Here is an 18,468-nt window from a genome sequence, read left to right as displayed (position 1 = left end):
GTGCTGGTATTTCGGCCGGAAGGAAGGCGGCTGGGCGGTTATTCTGACAGATTTCTGGGGTGTATCCTTTTCAGCCGACCTCATTCGCATTGCCAGGGTCTGCCTCGGTTTCTATCCTGACGCATGATCCGCACCCGCTGGTGCACCGAAACTCGAGGACACTGGAGGCCGAGTCCATCTGCCTGAAGATTGGAACACTATGAAAGCACCGTGGAAATACCTTGCCCGACTGACGTCGCGTCGACCATCGGCGAATGCGCAAGAGAGTTCGATTGGGAGTGACACCGATCCCAAGGCTCTCGGGAGCGAAGTGGAGCATACGTCCGCACTTCCGCCCAATTGGACGGTGGTTGCCAGCCCATCTCCTCACGAGGAGGACGTCTCGGTTGATCAAGGGGCGGTCGCATCGGATGAGGCGAAAGGCGATGACGATGTCACCCACGCATTAAAACCGCCGATCGATGCTGAAGCGGCTCAAACACCGGCGCGTGACGAAGCCGACCATACGGGTGCTGAAGCGAATTCGTTGGTGCCGAAAAGCGAGGCAAGCACAAAACCGCAAGGCAAACCGCGGATCAAGCGTCGGGAACGTGGGAAGAGAGCCAACGCCTACGTGGCTTCGCAGAGCGCTGTAGCTCCAAAGCATCATCAAAGCGTGCCACCCTCGTCGTCACGTGACTTTTTCGATGAAGTGGCAGTACTCGACAAAGAAATCAAAATACTGAGGACCCAACTCGCCCAAAAGCTTCATCTGCAGAACGTCCAGCTTAAGAAGATGCTTGAGCGATTCGAAGTTTCGTGAGCTTGCCGGCGCTCCCTGACGCGCACTGCGCCATCTTTGCTTGGCGGCGAAATCCTCGCCGCCACTCAATTGAATAGGTGCGGGAGCCAGCTGAGGCAGCCAGTAATCGGCTCGGCGCGTATTCGCTGCCTCGGGCGCTGCGCCTCAGGACAGCCCAGCGACAATACTCAAGCCCAGATCGTCGCGGATCCCTGTTTGATAAGCGTTGATCAGCTTGGCGGCGAGCGCTTCGGCTTCTTTAGACTTGCGTGACAAAGCTCGCCTTTGCAACTCGGCTTGGAAGGCCTTTCCGATCATCTCCAACTCATGAGGCCCAATTGGATCGAAGCTCGCGATCTGAGCTGAATTAATCATTTCCCCTCCCTCCGCCACACGATCCGACGGAATCCATCTGTGCCCCTGCGTTTTTAGTCTGATTTGAACGGGTGCAGCTTCGCTGGAAATTTATCGAAGGTGTGCCGCCCTTAAGGCGGGGCCATTCGCGTCCGTCCACTCCAGAGCTGCCATGGCGGACCCGAATAGCAGGGCAGGTATAGCCAGAGCCCCCATGAACCTGAGCATTTGAAGCCGACGTGTGCGCTTTCCATCCCAATCGTAAGCCATTTGGCACGCCCCTAAAAGCATTCGGAAACGGTACGTCAGGATAGAACCAGAGAACGTCTTTCCGGTCGAGTCTATTTTCAAGTATTACTTTTCGAAGGATTTCGTAGGCGCTGTTTATATTGCACGTCCAACGGCGTATGTAGAAAGTGATAAGTAGTGGTGGCCAAGCAAATTGTAGCATGACGACCGCCTGGCCGTGACAGGCGGGCGTGATCACCCAGGAGGCGGTGCCCGAGCGGCATCATCCTGCGAAACCGTTCGCGCTCGCGCCGAACCTGCGCCAACCTGTAGGGTGGCCACAATCGTCTACATTTGGGGGTAGTCGTAAGCGGGGGGCCGTTCTATTTCGGGTGGTGGCCGGGAGCCTTCAACCGTCATCGTCAGGTTCCAGGCACAAGCCAACATCAACTCTCCGTAAAGCAGGACCTGATGGTTGTGTTGACTCTGCGGGGCACTCAGCCGAAAACAGGCGATGACTAAAGGAGGGAATTGCTGATGGCTGACGAGAGTAATGCGGGACCAGTTGCTGCGGCTGTAGCGACGGACGCAGAAGTGAAAGCACCAACGGCTAAGAAGAAGAGGTCGCCGCGGCCTCCGAAGGCGGCTCCCGAATCAGCTCAATCAAAGGGACCGGTCGCTAAACGCAGGGGGTATACCGAGCAAGAAAAGAGCGAGAAGCTCAAGCTGATCGAGACGCAAGTCATCGAAGGCGACACCCTCAAGGACGCGATCAAGAGCGTAGGCATATCAGAGCAAACCTACTATCATTGGAAAGGTGCTGCGAAGCCTGTCAAACAAAGGGACACCAAGAGCACCAACCCTCTACCGGACGGCGATGAGTTGGCAGATCTTGTCCAGCTCGAAGAGGAAAACCAGAGGCTCCGCAAGCGACTAGCGGAGAAGCTGAGAGCGGAAAATGCCGAACTGCGCAAGAGGCTCGGTCTGGACTAACCAGGACCGGGAATGCTCGGGCAACTTATCTTCGGCGTTCTCCGTGTTACGCCAGAATCTTATCTTTCTCCCGGTGGCATTGTCGCGACCAACGAAGCGCCCTGCTGTTTCCGACTCTTCTCGGGCGAAAGGCACGCCCGCTTGCGACGCTGGCGAGCAGTTGAAGCGCGCGAGGAACGGCTGTATTGGTGCGCCAGCAGGAATGCAGCGGCGCCAATCGGCGTTCATTTTTCACGTTTGCTTGGGATGAAAGTAGATGAAGACGCCACAACGGAGATTCGTTGTTGAATTCAAGTCCGGGCGACGACCGCCAAAAGCCCAGACGAACTCAATCTGGGGAGACACGGATCTCAAGGCTTTGGCCCGCGAAGTGGAAGAGACCACGCCGCATCTGTTCAATTCAAATGAAGCGGCTGGAACGCCGGACTCGGATGAAACTGCGCCGGTCGATCCGATCAATGCAGAGCCTGTCAATGAACGCGCGGACGATGTGGACTTTGCATTAGCAGCGATACCATCTCCCAACGGCGCAGAGGTCGGAACCTCGAAACACCATCAGGCCGAGCATCCGGCCGAAACGGTTGTGCAAGTAGAGGAGAGCCAACCGGCATCGCAGCCGCGGACGACATCAACCGGCACTCCTCGAAACCGCGCCGCCGCCCAGACGATCGCGCTCAACTCGAATGTTGAGCACGAGGATCGAAAGGCGCAGACCGGGGACCCGATCTCCCTCGACGAACTTGCCGCACTGGACGCAGACAACAAGCGCCTCAAGAGGTTGCTCGCTGAACAGCTTCGAGCACAGAACTTTTGGCTGAAGAAGATGCTTGAACGATATATGCCTAATGGCGAGGTAGCACCACTTGCGTTGGCGAATGAAACCCGCTGAGGCGCGAGTTCAATAGCAGCGCGCCGGTGGCGCTACCTCGGTGTGACCTGCCGGGTTTCGAGGCTTTGCACTACTGACGGGAGTGGTGTCCGATGGACTCGCGAACCCATATTGCTAAGCCAGGCGGAACGTGGAGGTTGGCACATGGAGTGCAGCGGCGATGCGCCTGAGCCTGGCGGGGTCGACATCGGCACCCAGTTCGATCCTTGTGATTTCGGCGGCGGTGAGACCACAGGTCATGGAGAGGTCCTCGACGCTGTATCCCATCGCCTCGCGAGATTGCTTGACAGCGCCACCTATATCGACGCGGCCTCGGCATGCGGCAACGTCTAGGTTGCTCATAGTATTTGTCATGAAATGACTCCTTCGATAATGCACCAAGGGCGCGCCCTTTTCTCTTGAAGGGAGCCTGCAGCCATTGATATCCCGGCTGGCAGGGCCATTGATGTTGCGCTGCAATATAGATCCAAACAGTGGCGTTACAAGGGACCACTGGTCCCAACAGAACTTCGTTGGCGCTCAATGAGGCGCCGCCGCTGTACCGTCATTGATGATGATCCGAGTTGAACTGCCGCAACAAAGAAACCGGGGCGACCGACCATGGCAAGCGGTGTCAAGGCTCCTGGCAGAATTCCCTCGACAGTTGTCGGCGCGCGGCGTGGCCAGTAATGCACACGACGTCTTTGCGACGGCACATCCTTGAAGATCCGGGAGAAGGATGCGCCGAACGGACTATGCGCAAGTGGTGCATACTTCGCGTATAATGCTCCTTGGGAGGCTGTACCGCCCCGCGAGCCGATTGGCTTCGGTCCGGAGCCCAGCGCGCCAGGGAGAGAGCGGCCATGTTCGATCAGCGGGAGAAGATCGCGCTCCTCATCGACGGCGCCAATCTCTTTGCCGCCTCGAAGGCACTCGGCTTCGACATCGATTATCGCAAGCTGCTCCAAGCTTTTCGGAAGCGCGCCTATCTGCTCCGTGCCAATTACTATTCGGCGCTAGTGGAGGACCAGGAAACGGCTACAATCCGGCCGCTGATCGACTGGCTCGACTATAACGGATACCAGGTGGTGACCAAACCCGTACGAGAATTCACGGACTCGCTCGGACGTCGCACGATCAAGGGCAACATGGATGTGGAGTTGGCCATCGACGCCCTCGAGATGTCGAAGGCGGCCGATCATCTCGTGATCTTCTCAGGCGATGGCAACTTCACGAATCTTGTCGCGGCATTGCAACGCAAGGGGTGCAAGGTCTCAGTCGTGTCGACCCTGGTGACGCAGCCGCCAATGATATCAGACGCACTGCGCCGCGAAGCCGATCACTTTATCGAGCTGGACAGGCTCCGGGGCGAGATAAGTCGGGAGCATTCAGAAAACGCCTCAGGCGGAGGCGAAAATGGTCACGCGGTATCGACACTTGAGGCATGACGCAGTGTAGCGTGCGACCGCGCAGCGTATATAAAGTATGATTAATCAACAAACCCATTATTTTTTATTGTTTCTCTTCGACTTTGGGATAATATCCTTGCTGCAGCGGCCCATCTTTCCTGAATTGCCCTTAGAACTTTCTGTATTGGCGGGGGGAAAGAAGTATTGCGGTGTCGACGCTTGATATTGCATCAGAATACAGTTTGAACATTGATTAAGCCCGGATCTCAACGATCCGGGCTTCTTTCGACCCACTCTGAAGGCTCGATACGGGCAGCCAGGTCACGACTCCCGGACAGCGCCTCTTTTTTGGGCGGTATAGCCGCCCGAAGCGATCGTCGAAACTGAACGTCTTCGCAAAAACATAAGTGGCGCTTCCGCTTGGCGAAGCCACGGGCGCGTACGGGTGCAGTTTCCCCCTGCATGGGCATCAATTGACGCACACCAATATCTAGGCCCGGTGCGACCGGCCGCAACTCGGCGAGCAGCGGCAACAGGAATACAGCTGAAACACCGTCCGGGGCACCGATGGTGAATCGGCGCGTGGAGGTTGCCGGCTCGAACGGCTCAGCGGTCGCGATCACGTTCCTTACCCGAGCCAGAATGTCTGCGATCGGCACGGTCAGATCCGTTGCACGGTCGGTCGGGACGACGCCTTTTGGTGTGCGTAGAAACAGTGGATCATTGAGCAGTCGCCGCAGCCGGCCGAGCCCATGGCTGACGGCTGAGGAAGTTAAGCCGCCCGGCCGCCCGCCCGACATTGCGCTCTTCCAGCACGGCCACAAACAGGACGAGGTGGTTGAGACCGACGCGGGAGAGATCAACTGAGATCAGCATATGACTGAAATCATATCGTTTGATTCATCTAAATGGGAAAGGCAATCTCGCTGTCGAAGTCAGCCGCCTCGTTGCTGCTTCGCAAGAAAAATCGGATACACAGGAACAATCCAATGCCAACTTCACGACGCACACTTCTCGCCGGGACCGGAGGCCGGCAGCGAAGCCATGATCGAAATCGACCTCTTCCGAGATGGGCTTGATCGCATCGAAGGTGAAGAGCATTCGGCCGATCGCAAAGAGGCATTACGGTTCGATCCTAATCAAGCGACGGAGCGAGCCGCGCAAGAAGCTAACAGAGGTATTCGATAGGTGGCGCCCTCCACATTTGATGCGCCGATCATATTTCTGCTTTTTTAAATGTCCTGCGGGCGCGAGGGGATGAAGCTGGGTACATGCAGTTCCAGCGAAAGCTGTAGAAGCTGATGGTCGTCTTGGGCGTCGAGGCGGTGCCGATCTGGCCCGCGCTCGGGCCCGGGGCTGAAGTATTGTGCGGCGCTCAGCATTATGTATGGCGGCTGCGGGCTTCGGAGTCTGTCAATTCAAGGTTATTGATGTCGATGCGAGCGCTCCACGTTGAATAAGGCCAATGGCGGCAGGCGTCCCACGCGATGCTGTCGTCGGGCCAAAGATCATCAACGTCTCGAAAGCGATCCATCTCCACGAGCGTGGGGTTCGCAGCGGCAGAGTTCTCCTCGCGCAAGAGACACACAAGTGCAACTGAGAATCAGCAGAACCGCCGCAGCTAAGCTGCGGCGGTTCTGTATGCCGGGCTCCGCCGAAACAGATCGGCTTCGCAAGCAGAGTTATTCCGCATTGGCGTTCGCCCATCAGGCTGAGCGGGCTATCTCTTGGTCAAGTCGACGGACGTTCTTTTGCAGGTGCGCATAGAACTCCTTTGGAATCATGCCACCGTGCAGGTCCGCTACCTGGACAGCTCGTGCGCGAATATTGGCTTCCTCGCGCCGCAGCCGGTTAAAGGTCACTGCGTTGAGTTCGCCCTCCGAGCGCTTGGTGTCCATGCGGTGATTGGCGGCGCGAAGCTCTCCGAGAATATTGCTGAGCCGTGGTGTACGCACCGCGGCGGAGGCTGTGGTTTGGTATACCGGTACCGGTGGCATTGCACCGTCGTCGCCAAATAACCCCTGATAGTAATCCCCGTTTTCGGGTCCCTGCGAGGAAATGCCACGATCCTCGTGCCCATGATGATTGGCTGCGAAGGCGCCGCCTGCGGCCATTGACAGGGCGAGAGCGGCGATTGCAGACGTCTTGATGAACGAGAGCATTTTCGAGTCTCCTAGAATAGGGGAAGCATGAGCTTCCAGTCGGGGCTGTCTAATACGACTGCATCGCGAGCTTCGTTCAGCAGCAATATTCAGCCTCACGAAAAAGAATAGTAGGTAATCTCCACTCTGTCACATTAATAATAATTAATATTATCGGTTGTGATTACACCAGCACATTCGCCATGTTTACCAAAGGCGACACCATAATAAGTATCGAGCGGCAGAGCATTATTCAGGATAAGCTGAAACATGACCGAAAATGTATGATAGTTACTGAGAGGCGGTTGTTTGGCTAGCGCAATGGTTAGGAGAGATTGCAGCTGAGACGGAGGATGCTTCATCCGAAGATCGCCCATGTCTGTCTCACCTTGAACCACTAGTCGTGCCTACGTCTGCAGCGAAACAAATATGGTAGGGGCTCCACTCGTTGAAGCCCTCTTCATTATTCCGGACGGCTCCCCGCGAGCGTACTTTTCTCGATGCGCTGCAGATGCCTCGCTAGTTCAGTCAGTTGGTCGCGAATCGGCAGGATCTCATTTCGACGCAGTTCATCGAGTTTGTCGTGCATCGCTAAAATCTCGATCTCAGCCTTGAGATTGACCTGATAATCGTGTGCGGCGTCCAGACGGTCGCGCGCTGCCTGCCGGTTCTGCGACATCATGATCACCGGCGCCTGAAGTGCAGCGAGCATCGACAGCACGAGGTTGAGCAGGATGTAAGGATACGGATCGAACTGATTGCGCCCGAGCAGCAGGCTATTTCCGACGGTCCACAACAACAATAATGCGAAGGCGGTGAAGATGAACGTCCACGAGCCGCCTACCCGGGCGATTTCGTCCGCCACTCGTTCGCCAAATGTAAGCTCCTTCTCATAGGCTTCATTGCGGTCCCTCGAAACCGCCCGCTTCTCAATGGCGCTTCGCAACACTGTCTGTTCGAGTTCAGTGAGGTCGCCTGGGTCCTCATCGAGCCATCGGTCGGCGAGTTCGGCAATAGTCTTGTTTTGCATTCTCTTCTCCGCGCTTTGGAGGTAGCGATGTTAGTCGCCGACGACGTGATGCGATCGTTCCGCATGCAATTGGCGGCTTGCTGGGAGACAAGCACATCCTTGTCTCAATCCGTCTTCACTCGGGGTCCGTCCAGGTGGCGTCGATGATCCGAACACCGTCTCCGCCGGCGGCGAGCGCCAGAGTGACTGTTCAAGCGTGCGTTTTCCGTTTTCGCGGCCCGAGTGCCAATGCTGCTCGATCGAAGCCCACGGGATGCACCCTTCTGAACGTCCTAAAGCTCGCATGATGGCTCCTGCCAGGTAATAGGATTTGGCCTCATCACGATGAAGCAAGCCGCGTGCCATTACAGGAACACCCTGTTTATATTGGGCGTTCAGCATTATTCACATCGCCAGGCCCTTTCTGACTGGGGGATTGCGCCCATGCCATGGGTGACAACGACCAGCCTCAGTGGTCGTTGTTTGTCGGCACTTTCGGTACTGTCGCCGCTGACGAATGTCGGTTCGTCTGCGGATCGCGCAGAGCCTGGGGAATGCTTGCGATGAGTACGGCAAGGATCGCAGTGACGAAGACCCCGTCGAATGTTCCAGCGCCACCGATCGAAGCGACGGGCGCGCCTAGTCCTTGCAAATTTCCGAGATTTAGCAGGTCCGCGCCGACGAGCGTGCCGAGGCTACCGCCGATGTAAGCAAGTGGCGCGGCATGTTGCCTGGAAAGCAGCAGGGCCACTAGACCGGCGCTGATCGCGGGAACGAATACCGGCAATGCAATGCCGAGGCCGGGTACTGGTCGCGCGAGCCAGTGGCATACGGCGGCGACGGAGGCGGTCGCCAGTAAGCCGCGGCCCCATAGTCCATTCTTGGAAAGCAGATAGACTGACATCAAGGTCGGGATCAATGCTCCCCCGACATTCATCGCGATGATGGTCCCCGGCCAATCGACGACGACTGGGACGACGTAAGGCATGCCGAAGTAATCGACAACTCGTCCGGATAGGACTTCCTGCGCAGGCAATTCCGCCAGCGGCAGATTGAGATAGCTGCCGAGGAGCGAGGCAAGGAGAAGGAGCAGCGCAAGGCGGGCGCTGATGCCGAGGCGTCTATACGCATACTGCAGCATTCCGACCTGAATCAGCGCCACCAGGGCAAGGAACGACAGCGCCAGGATGGAAAAGAGCGCCGCCGGTAGGGGGAGGTAGTGAAGTTCGCTCAAACGCATCGAACCCTCCTTAATAGTTTATAGCCAGGTGTCAGTTGGAATTGCCGCGAGCCAATGCCCCTTCCAACTTGGCCAACGCGACCGGACAACCGGATCGGCGCCACAGGGATAGAAGCAAGCGCCGCGCCAAGGCGTAAGTTTTTATTGGGCTCAGCTATTCGGGAAGAACCCGAGAGTGGAAGGTGGATACCCACCATCCACCTGACTTGCGCTCGCACTCAGCGCGGCGCGTTCTTCCGCTGCAGGTCATGGCGAGCCATGCGGTAGCGCAGGGTTTCGCGCGTGAGGCCAAGCCTGCGCGCTGCCGCCACGACATTGTAGCCTTCGCGCTGCAGGGCCGACTCAACGATCAATTTTTCCATGGCATCGAATGTCATTGAGCCGTCCAACGGAAGAGAGATGGCGTCGCTTGAGGTCATCGTCGTCGCCAGGGCACCACCTGGCGCGATCTGCAGCCATTCGCCCGGCAGCTCTTCGTCTTCAGAGAGAAGCACCGACCGCTCAACAACGTTGCGCAATTCGCGCACGTTTCCCGGCCAGTCGTACGCGGCAAGGAGCGCGCGCACGGCTTCGGGAACGCGTTTGACCCGCTTGCCGGCGATCGCGTTGAATTCGCGGATGAGACCATCGACGATCTCGTCGATATCCGCTTTGCGGACCCGCAACGGCGGCAGTTCGAGCTGAAAGACGCTGAGCCGGTGATAGAGATCTGCCCGAAACGCTTTATCGGCCACGAGTTCCGGCAGATTTCGGTTGCTCGCTGCCACGACATGCACGTCGACGGGTATCATACGCTCGCCACCGACTCGACGGATCGCCTTGTCCTCGAGCGCCTTTAGGAGTTTTGCCTGAAGGTCTAGATTGAGGTCGCCGATCTCGTCGAGAAACAGCGTGCCTTCACTCGCCTGTTCCATGAAGCCGCGATGGCTGCTCTTGGCTCCGGTAAACGCACCGGCCTCATGGCCGAAAAGTTCGGACTCCACGAGGTCGCGCGGCAAGGCTGCGCAGTTAACCTCGACGAGAGGACCATCGGCGCGCGTGCCGCTGTGATGCAGGATTCGCGCCGCGAGGCCTTTGCCGGTGCCCGTCTCTCCTGAAATGATGATACTGCTGAGTGGGATTTGACAGAGCCTTTCCAGTGTATCGCGTACGCGCGCGGCATCTTTGCTGCGACCGATGAAGGCGGCCGGGCGATAGCGATTGCGCTGCTGCGAGGCTTCGTCCGAGAGCCGCCTCTGGGCCCGCGCGCCGCGTCGCGCCGCTGCAACGATGCGCTGGAGCCGTTCGCGATCCATTGGCTTGGTAAGAAAGTCGAAGGCACCGAGACGTTTCGCCCGCTCGGCATCGGGCGCCTCGCCGAAGCCAGTCAGAAAAATCCACTCCCGGCCATCGCCCTCGCCGCGGGCGCGCTCCAAAAGGTCAAGCGCGTTGCCGTCGGGCAAGTGCAGATCCGACAGCACGACAAGTCCTTCATAACCAGATCCGAAGACGAAAGAGCCCGCTTCTTCGAGGCTGCGGACGAGGCGCGTCCTCCAGCCAACGCGTTCGAAATATCGTTTGAGATCGATGCCGAGCATGGCGTCGTCTTCGATGATCAGAAGCTCGTCACTCATCGTACTTGAACTTTCGGCGGCTGCGCGAATCTGGCCGTGGCTTGTCTACGCTACCTCCTGCAGAGGTGGTTGAAAATCACCAAGTGGCTGAAGTGGCCCAGCAGCGAAACCACCCGGCAATTCACACTAACCGATTCACTCGAACAGGGAAGGCTGGCAGACGCCAGTTTCCTTGGAAGAGCAGCTCGAAAGCCCCGATCCTCGCCGTTGGCCCGTTCCTTGATTGATGGTCATGGCCCCCGGTGGCGCGGACGAACGCAAAAGTGCTGCGCGCGACCGTGCGGGCGAAACCGGGCGCGCCGGGTCTGCACCGCATGATCTCGAGCGACCGTACCAAGTCTGACCGCCCAAGGACAGGAGGAAGGCATGCCTATAATTTTGGATCTACGCTCGCTGACTTCGCCGCAGCGCAACGCCGTCATTGCGAGTTTTCTTGGTTGGACACTCGACGCGTTCGACTTCTTCATCCTTGTCTTTGTCATGAAGTATGTGGCTGAGGAATTCGGGACCGATATTGCACGGGTCACTATCACTCTCACGCTCACGCTGGCCATGCGCCCCTTGGGAGCGCTCATCTTCGGCTACGCCGCAGACCGTTTCGGCCGCCGGCCGACACTGATGGTCAACATTCTGTCCTATTCGGCCCTCGAATTTGCGTCCGGTTTCGCGCCGACCTTGACCGTGCTCATCATTTTGCGCGCGCTCTACGGCATTGCGATGGGTGGCGAATGGGGTGTCGGGGCTTCGCTGACGATGGAGACGGTCCCGCCGAAGTCGCGCGGCCTCGTTTCCGGGCTCCTCCAGGCGGGCTACCCGGCGGGATATCTCCTCGCCTCATTCGCCTTCTTCCTGCTTTTTCCGCTGATCGGCTGGCGGGGTATGTTCATGCTCGGAGCCCTGCCGGCGCTTGTCGTGGCCTATGTCCGCTCAAATATCGACGAGTCGCCGGTCTTTCTGGCGCGCCGCCAAACGCCTGATCGCGGCGCGTTGTGGCGCACACTGCGGCGGCACGCAGGCCTTACCATCTATGCGGTCCTCCTGATGACGGCCTTCAATTTCTTTAGCCACGGCACGCAGGACCTCTACCCGACATTCCTGGAGGTGCAGCATAAGTTCTCAACTACGACCGTTGCAATGATTGCCGTCGTTTACAACGTCGGCGCCATCCTCGGCGGCATCACCTTCGGCCTCTTGTCGGAGAGGATCGGCCGCAGGCGCGCTATCGTGCTTGCAGCCCTGTTAACCATCCCCGTCATACCACTGTGGGCGTACTCGTCCGGTCCGCCGTTGCTGGCGCTCGGTGCCTTCCTCATGCAGTTCGCTGTCCAGGGCGCATGGGGCATTATCCCCGCGCACCTCAATGAACTCTCGCCCGACAAGATCCGCGGCACGTTCCCAGGCTTCACCTATCAACTAGGCAACCTCCTCGCCTCCGCCAACGCAATCCTGCAGGCCGGGCTGGCCGAGCGCTATAACGGTGACTATGCTTTCGCCCTTGCCACGGTCGTCGGCGTTACCGCCGTCACTGTTGCGCTTTTGGCGGGCTTCGGTGTGGAGGCGAAAGGGGTGGAATTCGGAAAAGCGCAGGATGAAGGCAGGAGCGGGGACATTGGCTGGCTGGAGAAGGACGCCGTTGGATCGCCCTGATTATAGAACCAGTCGCGGAACATATTTGCTATGATGCCCGGTCAACCTATCGCCGGTGGAGCGGCCCGCCCGCGATCAACAGTGACGCGCGCGGTAGGTTGCATTGGGCGATTTGAAGGGCGAGTGCCAACATGACGTCGAGACTTTCTCCATCTCTCACCGTGGGCCAGCCTGCTCTTCTCGCGCTCGGCTTCGCGATTCTGGCAATGATCAGCGGAACTTCCGTATGGTTGGTTGCACAGGCCCGCGGCGATTCCAGCCGAGTAATCTGGACTCTCAACGCAAAGGAAAAACTTCTCAATTTGCAGGGTCAGATTTGGCGGGCTGAGAGCGATCAGCGCGGATTGCTACTTACCGGAGCCGACCGCTATCGGGATGCCTTTCTCGCCGACGTAGATGCGGTGAAGAAAGCAATGGCTGAAGCCAAGGCGGCCTTATCCAGTCATATGGGGGAGGAAACCCGCCTTCCTCTCGTCGCAAAGCTTGACGCGGCCGTATCGGCGGAAGTCTCTTTTCTCGAAGCGGCCGTTGCCCAATGGGAAAATGGCGACGTTGAGCGTTCTCCTTCTGTTGGAACTGATGCACTTGTGCAGTCGCGAGCCGAGGACATCAGGAGCAATATTGCGCAGCTTGTGCGACACGAACAGCGGTTGCTTTCACAAGCGATCGGCGCTTCGCAGAGCACCGCGCACTTGCTCCTGGTCGCCAGCCTTTTCGGGGCATCGCTAATCATTGCCCTGGCGGCGACGTCGGTTGCACTGGTGCGGCACTCGACGAGCCGGCTGAAGTCCGCCCAGAGAGCGCTGGAAGAGGCAAATGAGTCCCTGGAAGCCACGGTGGCGAAACGCACTGCTGAACTGCGGGAAGCCAACGAAGAAATCCAACACTTCGCCCATATCGTCAGTCACGACTTGCGCTCGCCGCTCGTCAACATAATGGGCTTTACTGGTGAACTGGAGGTTCTGCGCAAGGAACTCTTCGGACGCATTGCCCTGCTCAGGACGCACCTCGAAGTCGACCCGGGACCGGACGAGCGGCTTGCGCAGGAATTCGATGAAGCACTTGGCTTCATCAAGAACTCGATCACGCGCATGGACAGGCTGATCAAGGCCATTCTCAAGCTCACCCGCGAAGGTCGCCGCGAGCTCCGTATGGAATTGATCGATATGGCGGAGCTGGCCCGAACAGCGGCCGACGGCTTCAGCTACCAGGCCCAGGAGTCCGGAGCCTCGGTCATCATCGAGCCTTTGCCGTCCTGCGTCGGCGACCGCCTTGCTCTCGAGCAGATTTTCGCCAATCTTTTGGAGAACGCCTTGAAGTATCTGCGCGACGACACGCCCGGCCAAATCCGGGTGACCGGTCGAGCGACTGGGTCAGAGGTCATCTACGAGGTGATTGACAACGGACGCGGCATTGACCCGAAGGACCAGGAACGTATCTTCGAGATATTCCGCCGCTCAGGCCCGCAGGACCGGCCAGGGGAGGGAATTGGCCTCACGTACGTAAGAACTCTTGCCCGCCGGCTTGGCGGTGCCATTACCGTCCGTTCCGATCCTGGCCGCGGGAGCACCTTCACGGTGACGTTGCCGCGCCACGCAGCGGACGCTCTGCCGGAGAAAAACCAATGACTACGCACGTCACGATCGTCATGATTGAGGACGATGAGGGCCACGCCCGCCTCATCGAAAAAAACATCAGGCGGGCCGGCATACGCAACGAGATTGTTGCGTTTCGCGACGGCACGAGCGCGATTGCCTATCTGTTCGGCGCGGATGGAGCGGGGACGTCGCACGCTGGCCGAGCACTCCTCATATTGCTCGACCTCAACCTGCCGGACATGACAGGCGTCGACATTTTGAAACGGATAAAGGCAGACCAGCGTCTGAGACGCTCGCCCGTGGTGATTCTGACCACGACTGACGATCAGGACGAGATTAGGCGGTGCTATGATCTTGGCTGCAACGTCTACATCACCAAGCCGGTTGAGTATGAAAGCTTCGCCCATTCCATCCGGCAATTGGGACTTTTTTTCTCGGTCATCCAAGTGGCGGCAAATTCATGATGGCGCCGATCCGGCTGCTTTACATAGACGACGATCCCGCTCTTCAGCGCCTCGTCAGCAAGGAGTTCGAACGGCACGGCTACCGTGTCCAGCTTGCGACGTCAGGTGAGGAGGGGCTTCGCCGCTTGCGCACAGGCGGCATCGATGTCGTGGCGCTCGACCACTATATGCCGGGCCAGGACGGGCTTCATACCCTTGCTTCCATCCGCGCTGATCCCGATGCGCCGCCAGTAGTCTATGTTACCGGCTCGGAGGAGGGGCGTGTGGCGATCGCAGCACTGAAGGCAGGCGCGGCAGACTACGTGATCAAGGATGTCGGTGGCGAGTTTCTCGCGCTGTTGCGAGTAGCGATCGAAGGCGCCCTGGCACAAGCGAGGCTGCGGAGGGAGAAAGCGGCGGTAGAAACCGAAGTGCGGCTGGCCCGCGACCGCTTCGAGGCGCTCGCGGCCGAAAGAGCTATGTTGCTTCGCGAAGTGAACCATCGGGTCGGAAACAGTCTGCAACTCGTCTCCTCCTTCCTCCTGATGCAAAGCGACACGAGCCGTGAGCCTCATGTAAAGGCGGCGCTCGCCTCCGCTTATGGCCGTGTGCTTGCCGTCGCCCAGGTGCACAAACGCCTCTACACCTCAGACGATGTGCGCACAGTCGCGCTCGACAACTATCTCCATGCGCTCGTCGCCGACATTGGCGCCTCCGCAGCCGGCGGGAACGGATGGCTCTCGTTTGCGGCCGATCCCGTCGCGATAGACCCAGACCGTGCCGTGGCAGTCGGCGTTATTGTCACCGAATTGATCATCAATGCGATGAAACACGCATACCCCAACGGGGAGGGGCCCGTTCGTGTTGCTCTACATGCGCCGGCAGGAAGCGGCGTTCGCCTGTGCGTGGAGGATGATGGACTAGGTAGCCGATCGCCGCCCGCAGAAGGCTCGACGGGGCTTGGGCAGCTCATCATAGAGGCCATGGCCGCGAAGCTCGGAGCCGTTGTCACCGTCCACGCACGCGACCGCGGGACGCGGGTGGTTGTCGATTTCATGAAAGCCGAGGCCAAACGGGTGGTGGATTAGCCGGTTCTGAGTGGTTGATATCCACTGCTATTAGCCCACAGACGGGAAACATACTGTTAAATCAAACACCTAGCATCTGGCACACCGTGTGCATTGCCAGTGATGCCGCGATCGGCAACTTCGACTTACTAGAAGGAAACACGTCATGGCCAGATCTGTAGAAGCCAAGAACTCGCGGGCTCGCCGGTTAACGGCGGCTCTGGCGGCCCTTTCCTCCGTATCCGCCCTGAGCTTGGCGGCGATCGTGATGGAACCCGTCGCCCTGCACCATCCGACTGCGCAAGGCTGGAACGCTGCTGCCCGGGCGGCGACCGGCCCAGCCCAGCCGCAAGCTGCGGCCGAGCCCGATTTTGCCGATATCATCGCACGGGTGAAGCCTGCGGTCATTTCCGTGCGGGTTGAGCTTGACGGAACGCAACAGACCGCAGATGACCGTCAAGACGGCTCTCCCGACAGCGGCGAAGGCGGAGCCTTGATCGGGCTGGGCTCCGGCTTCTTCATCTCGGCGGACGGCTATGCGGTCACCAACAATCATGTCGTCGATAAAGCGAAATCAGTGGAGGTCGCGACGAACGACGGCCAGAGCTACAGGGCAAAGGTGGTCGGTGTCGATCCAAAGACCGACCTCGCTCTGATCAAGGTTGACGGGAACGACTTTCCTCACGTCAAATTTGCCGACGGGCGTCCGCGTGTCGGCAACTGGGTGATCGCGATCGGCAATCCCTATGGTCTGGGCGGCACGGTCACCACCGGGATTGTCTCCGCTGAGGGACGCGACATCGGCGCCGGGCCCTATGACGACTTCATCCAGATCGACGCGTCTATCAACCGCGGCAATTCGGGCGGGCCGGCATTCGACATCAATGGCGACGTGATCGGCGTGAACACGGCTATCTTCTCGCCCTCCGGGGGCTCGGTCGGCATCGGCTTCGACATTCCTGCCGACACCGCCAAAGCCGTAATCGCCGAACTGAAGGACAAGGGCTATGTCACGCGCGGCTGGATCGGCATCCAGCAACAGCAGATCTCCCCCGATATTGCCGACAGCCTTGGGCTGAAGCAAGCCAGCGGCGCCCTGGTCGACGAGGCCGAGCCGAATGGGCCAGCCGCGAAGGCGGGCATCGAGCCGGGCGATGTCATCACCGCGCTCGACGGCAAAGCAATCAGCGATCCGCGCGAATTAGCACAGAAGATCGCCAATATGGCGCCAGGCACTTCGGCCAGGTTGAGCGTGCTGCGCGATGGCGCAACCAAGGACATCTCATTGACGCTCGGAACGATGCCTATCGATCGTCCTGCCGAGGTCGTGGCGACAAACGGCGCACGCCCGAACCAGCAAAATCTCGGCCTGCTGCTTGCGCCGGCTAGCAAGGTCGCGGGTCCTGGCCAAGAGGGCATGGTCGTCGTTGCGATCGATCCCAATGGTGCGGCCGCTCAGCATGGTCTCTCCACTGGCGACATCATTCTCGACGTTGGCGGCAGGGCAGTTTCGAACGCCAAGGACTTCCGCCAGGATCTGGTGTCGCTTCGCAAGGAAGGCAAGACTGAGGCGCTCGTACGGCTCCAGTCGGGCGCCACGACCCGTTTCGTCGCACTGCCACTGCAGGACGTGTAAGGCAGTCGTCGGCTCATTCCAGGACGAGCCGATTTCGGGCCAGTTGCCTTGGTTTGAACGGGACTCCAGGAGCCGCAGCGCAGCAGCGCAGCAGCGAGCTGTACCACCGGCTCGCTCTGCGGGTCCAGTCGCCTCATGTCTCGCCCCCGGGAAAGCGGAGTGCATGCAATGTCTAACCGGATTGTCATAGCCATAGTCGCTTTTGCCTGCACCTTGGTGGGAATTGCCATTTCGCCGCTCGTGGCCAAATTGCCCGCATTCGCGCTATCCGACATCCCTGCCGATGCAAGCATCGTCCCTTCCGGCGGGACGAACGACGCTGCGGGCAAGGCGGCCGGCGGCTCCCCTGGGGCCACAACGGCCGTCGAGATTGCCGAGGCCAAGACGGAAACCTTTCCGATCCTGATCAGCACTTTCGCCAATGTACAGGCGCCCGAAACCGTTGCAATCAGTGCACGCGTATCAAGCCAGATCACGGCCATTCATGTGAAGGACGGGCAGTCGGTGAAAGCCGGCGATCTCCTGTTCTCGCTCGATGACCGAGCTCTGCGGGCCGAGCTCAGCCGTGACGAAGCGATTCTTGCAAGAGATTCAGCTTTGCTTTCCGATGCCGAAGTCGAGTTAGAGCGTGCGAAAACGCTGCGCGACGACAAGACTGGCACCGAGCAAGCCTATGATACTGCTCTTTCGACGCAGCGGTCCGCGAATGCGACAGTGAAGGCCGACCAGGCGACGGTTGACGCCGACAAGGTTGCACTCAGCCTGACCAGCATCCTCGCCCCTATAGGCGGTCGCCTCGGTGCGGTACAGGTGGCGGTCGGAGATCTCGTAGGCACCTCGACCAGCGGCTCGCCGGCTAGCCTCGTCACGATTACGGCCGTCGATCCGATCGAGGTCGCGTTCAATCTGCCGGAGGAACAGCTGCAAGCGTTCAAGGCCCGGCTCGATGCCGGGACGCCGTCTCACGTCACTGCGCGGGTCAGCGGCACGGACGAGGTGATCGGCGAGGGTGTACTCGATTTCATCGATTCGGCGGTCGATACGGCCTCGGGCACGGTCATGATGCGGGCCAGGTTCGACAATGGGAAGCAGAAGCTTTGGCCAGGTCAATATCTCGACATCGACATCGCGGAGAGCACTCTCCCACATGCGGCCGTGATTCCAGCCGTCGCTGTCCAGCCGGGCCAGAATGGCTCCTTCGTTTATCGGGTCAAAGCAGACGATACGGTGGAGGTATGTCCCGTCGTCGTGGCGGCCGAGAATGGAGAAAGCGCTGCAATCACCTCCGGCCTTTCCGCCGGCGACAGGGTGGTGACGGAAGGTCAACTGAAGCTCAATGCGGGTGACAAGGTCTCCATCACCAACAAATACGCCGAGCCTGCAGCGAAGCTGACTAGTGATGCGGCTGCACCCGCGAAGCCCGCCGCAGCCTGACCTGGAA

General features: G+C 59.2%; 18 protein-coding genes and 1 pseudogene. 11 read left to right on the top strand and 8 right to left on the bottom strand.

Annotation, left to right across the window (positions count from 1 at the left end; genetic code table 11):
- Positions 1-199: 199 nt before the first annotated feature.
- The gene (locus M1D34_RS28740; RefSeq protein ID WP_498784443.1) at positions 200-802 is read left to right on the top strand and encodes a hypothetical protein; all 603 of its coding nucleotides are present in this window, start codon (positions 200-202) and stop codon (positions 800-802) included.
- Positions 803-946: 144 nt separating this feature from the next.
- On the opposite strand, the gene M1D34_RS28735 is transcribed toward M1D34_RS28740, so the two are convergent.
- Positions 947-1,156 (bottom strand): hypothetical protein, encoded by a 210-nt coding sequence (locus tag M1D34_RS28735; RefSeq protein ID WP_498784441.1) that lies wholly within the window; start codon positions 1,154-1,156, stop codon positions 947-949.
- A 744-nt stretch (positions 1,157-1,900) separates the two neighbouring features.
- Here M1D34_RS28735 and M1D34_RS28730 point away from each other — a divergent pair.
- Positions 1,901-2,356: a transposase gene (locus M1D34_RS28730; RefSeq protein ID WP_498784439.1), complete on the top strand. Its 456-nt coding sequence runs from the start codon at positions 1,901-1,903 to the stop codon at positions 2,354-2,356.
- Between the two features lie 256 nt (positions 2,357-2,612).
- Positions 2,613-3,245, top strand: coding sequence for a hypothetical protein (locus M1D34_RS28725; protein WP_498784437.1), 633 nt, complete (start codon positions 2,613-2,615; stop codon positions 3,243-3,245).
- A 114-nt stretch (positions 3,246-3,359) separates the two neighbouring features.
- Here the strand turns inward: M1D34_RS28725 and M1D34_RS28720 are convergent, their stop codons facing one another.
- Positions 3,360-3,599 carry a helix-turn-helix domain-containing protein gene (locus M1D34_RS28720; RefSeq protein ID WP_498784435.1) on the bottom strand — a complete coding sequence of 80 codons (240 nt, stop codon included), beginning with the start codon at positions 3,597-3,599 and terminating at the stop codon, positions 3,360-3,362.
- A gap of 488 nt (positions 3,600-4,087) precedes the next feature.
- Here M1D34_RS28720 and M1D34_RS28715 point away from each other — a divergent pair, with 488 nt between their 5' ends.
- Complete coding sequence (locus M1D34_RS28715; protein WP_498784433.1) at positions 4,088-4,672, top strand: LabA-like NYN domain-containing protein; 585 nt, start codon at positions 4,088-4,090, stop codon at positions 4,670-4,672.
- Positions 4,673-5,079: 407 nt separating this feature from the next.
- Here the strand turns inward: M1D34_RS28715 and M1D34_RS28710 are convergent.
- Positions 5,080-5,509: pseudogene (locus tag M1D34_RS28710) on the bottom strand (LysR family transcriptional regulator); the annotation flags it as partial.
- Positions 5,510-5,677: 168 nt separating this feature from the next.
- Between M1D34_RS28710 and M1D34_RS28705 the strand changes: the two are divergent.
- On the top strand, positions 5,678-5,821 hold the full coding sequence (locus M1D34_RS28705; RefSeq protein WP_498784431.1) for a hypothetical protein: 144 nt from the start codon (positions 5,678-5,680) through the stop codon (positions 5,819-5,821).
- A gap of 518 nt (positions 5,822-6,339) precedes the next feature.
- Here M1D34_RS28705 and M1D34_RS28700 read toward each other — a convergent pair.
- From M1D34_RS28700 to M1D34_RS28680, 5 genes are all read right to left on the bottom strand, one after another.
- Positions 6,340-6,795: a hypothetical protein gene (locus tag M1D34_RS28700; RefSeq protein ID WP_498784429.1), complete on the bottom strand. Its 456-nt coding sequence runs from the start codon at positions 6,793-6,795 to the stop codon at positions 6,340-6,342.
- A 134-nt stretch (positions 6,796-6,929) separates the two neighbouring features.
- Entirely contained in the window at positions 6,930-7,151 is a 222-nt protein-coding gene (locus M1D34_RS28695; RefSeq protein WP_498784427.1) for a hypothetical protein, read from the bottom strand.
- An 86-nt stretch (positions 7,152-7,237) separates the two neighbouring features.
- Entirely contained in the window at positions 7,238-7,804 is a 567-nt protein-coding gene (locus M1D34_RS28690; protein WP_498784425.1) for a DUF1003 domain-containing protein, read from the bottom strand.
- Positions 7,805-8,252: 448 nt separating this feature from the next.
- A complete protein-coding gene (locus M1D34_RS28685; protein WP_498784424.1) occupies positions 8,253-9,023 on the bottom strand; it encodes a DUF1614 domain-containing protein in 771 nt (256 codons plus the stop codon).
- Between the two features lie 218 nt (positions 9,024-9,241).
- The gene (locus M1D34_RS28680) at positions 9,242-10,636 is read right to left on the bottom strand and encodes a sigma-54-dependent transcriptional regulator (protein WP_498784422.1); all 1,395 of its coding nucleotides are present in this window, start codon (positions 10,634-10,636) and stop codon (positions 9,242-9,244) included.
- A gap of 366 nt (positions 10,637-11,002) precedes the next feature.
- On the opposite strand from M1D34_RS28680, the gene M1D34_RS28675 reads away from it, so the two are divergent.
- From M1D34_RS28675 to M1D34_RS28650, 6 genes are all read left to right on the top strand, one after another.
- Positions 11,003-12,283 carry an MFS transporter gene (locus M1D34_RS28675; RefSeq protein ID WP_498784420.1) on the top strand — a complete coding sequence of 427 codons (1,281 nt, stop codon included), beginning with the start codon at positions 11,003-11,005 and terminating at the stop codon, positions 12,281-12,283.
- Between the two features lie 131 nt (positions 12,284-12,414).
- Positions 12,415-13,911, top strand: coding sequence for a sensor histidine kinase (locus tag M1D34_RS28670; protein WP_498784418.1), 1,497 nt, complete (start codon positions 12,415-12,417; stop codon positions 13,909-13,911).
- A complete protein-coding gene (locus M1D34_RS28665) occupies positions 13,908-14,345 on the top strand; it encodes a response regulator (RefSeq protein WP_498784416.1) in 438 nt (145 codons plus the stop codon). Before M1D34_RS28670 ends, M1D34_RS28665 begins: the two co-directional genes overlap by 4 nt.
- A complete protein-coding gene (locus M1D34_RS28660) occupies positions 14,345-15,412 on the top strand; it encodes a sensor histidine kinase (RefSeq protein WP_498786276.1) in 1,068 nt (355 codons plus the stop codon). Before M1D34_RS28665 ends, M1D34_RS28660 begins: the two co-directional genes overlap by 1 nt.
- 145 nt (positions 15,413-15,557) lie before the next feature.
- Complete coding sequence (locus M1D34_RS28655; protein WP_498784414.1) at positions 15,558-17,027, top strand: trypsin-like peptidase domain-containing protein; 1,470 nt, start codon at positions 15,558-15,560, stop codon at positions 17,025-17,027.
- Between the two features lie 168 nt (positions 17,028-17,195).
- The gene (locus tag M1D34_RS28650) at positions 17,196-18,461 is read left to right on the top strand and encodes an efflux RND transporter periplasmic adaptor subunit (protein ID WP_498784412.1); all 1,266 of its coding nucleotides are present in this window, start codon (positions 17,196-17,198) and stop codon (positions 18,459-18,461) included.
- The last annotated feature ends 7 nt before the right edge of the window (positions 18,462-18,468 follow it).

This window comes from Ensifer sp. D2-11 (assembly GCF_054161295.1).
This window is presented reverse-complemented; position numbering and strand designations above follow the sequence as displayed.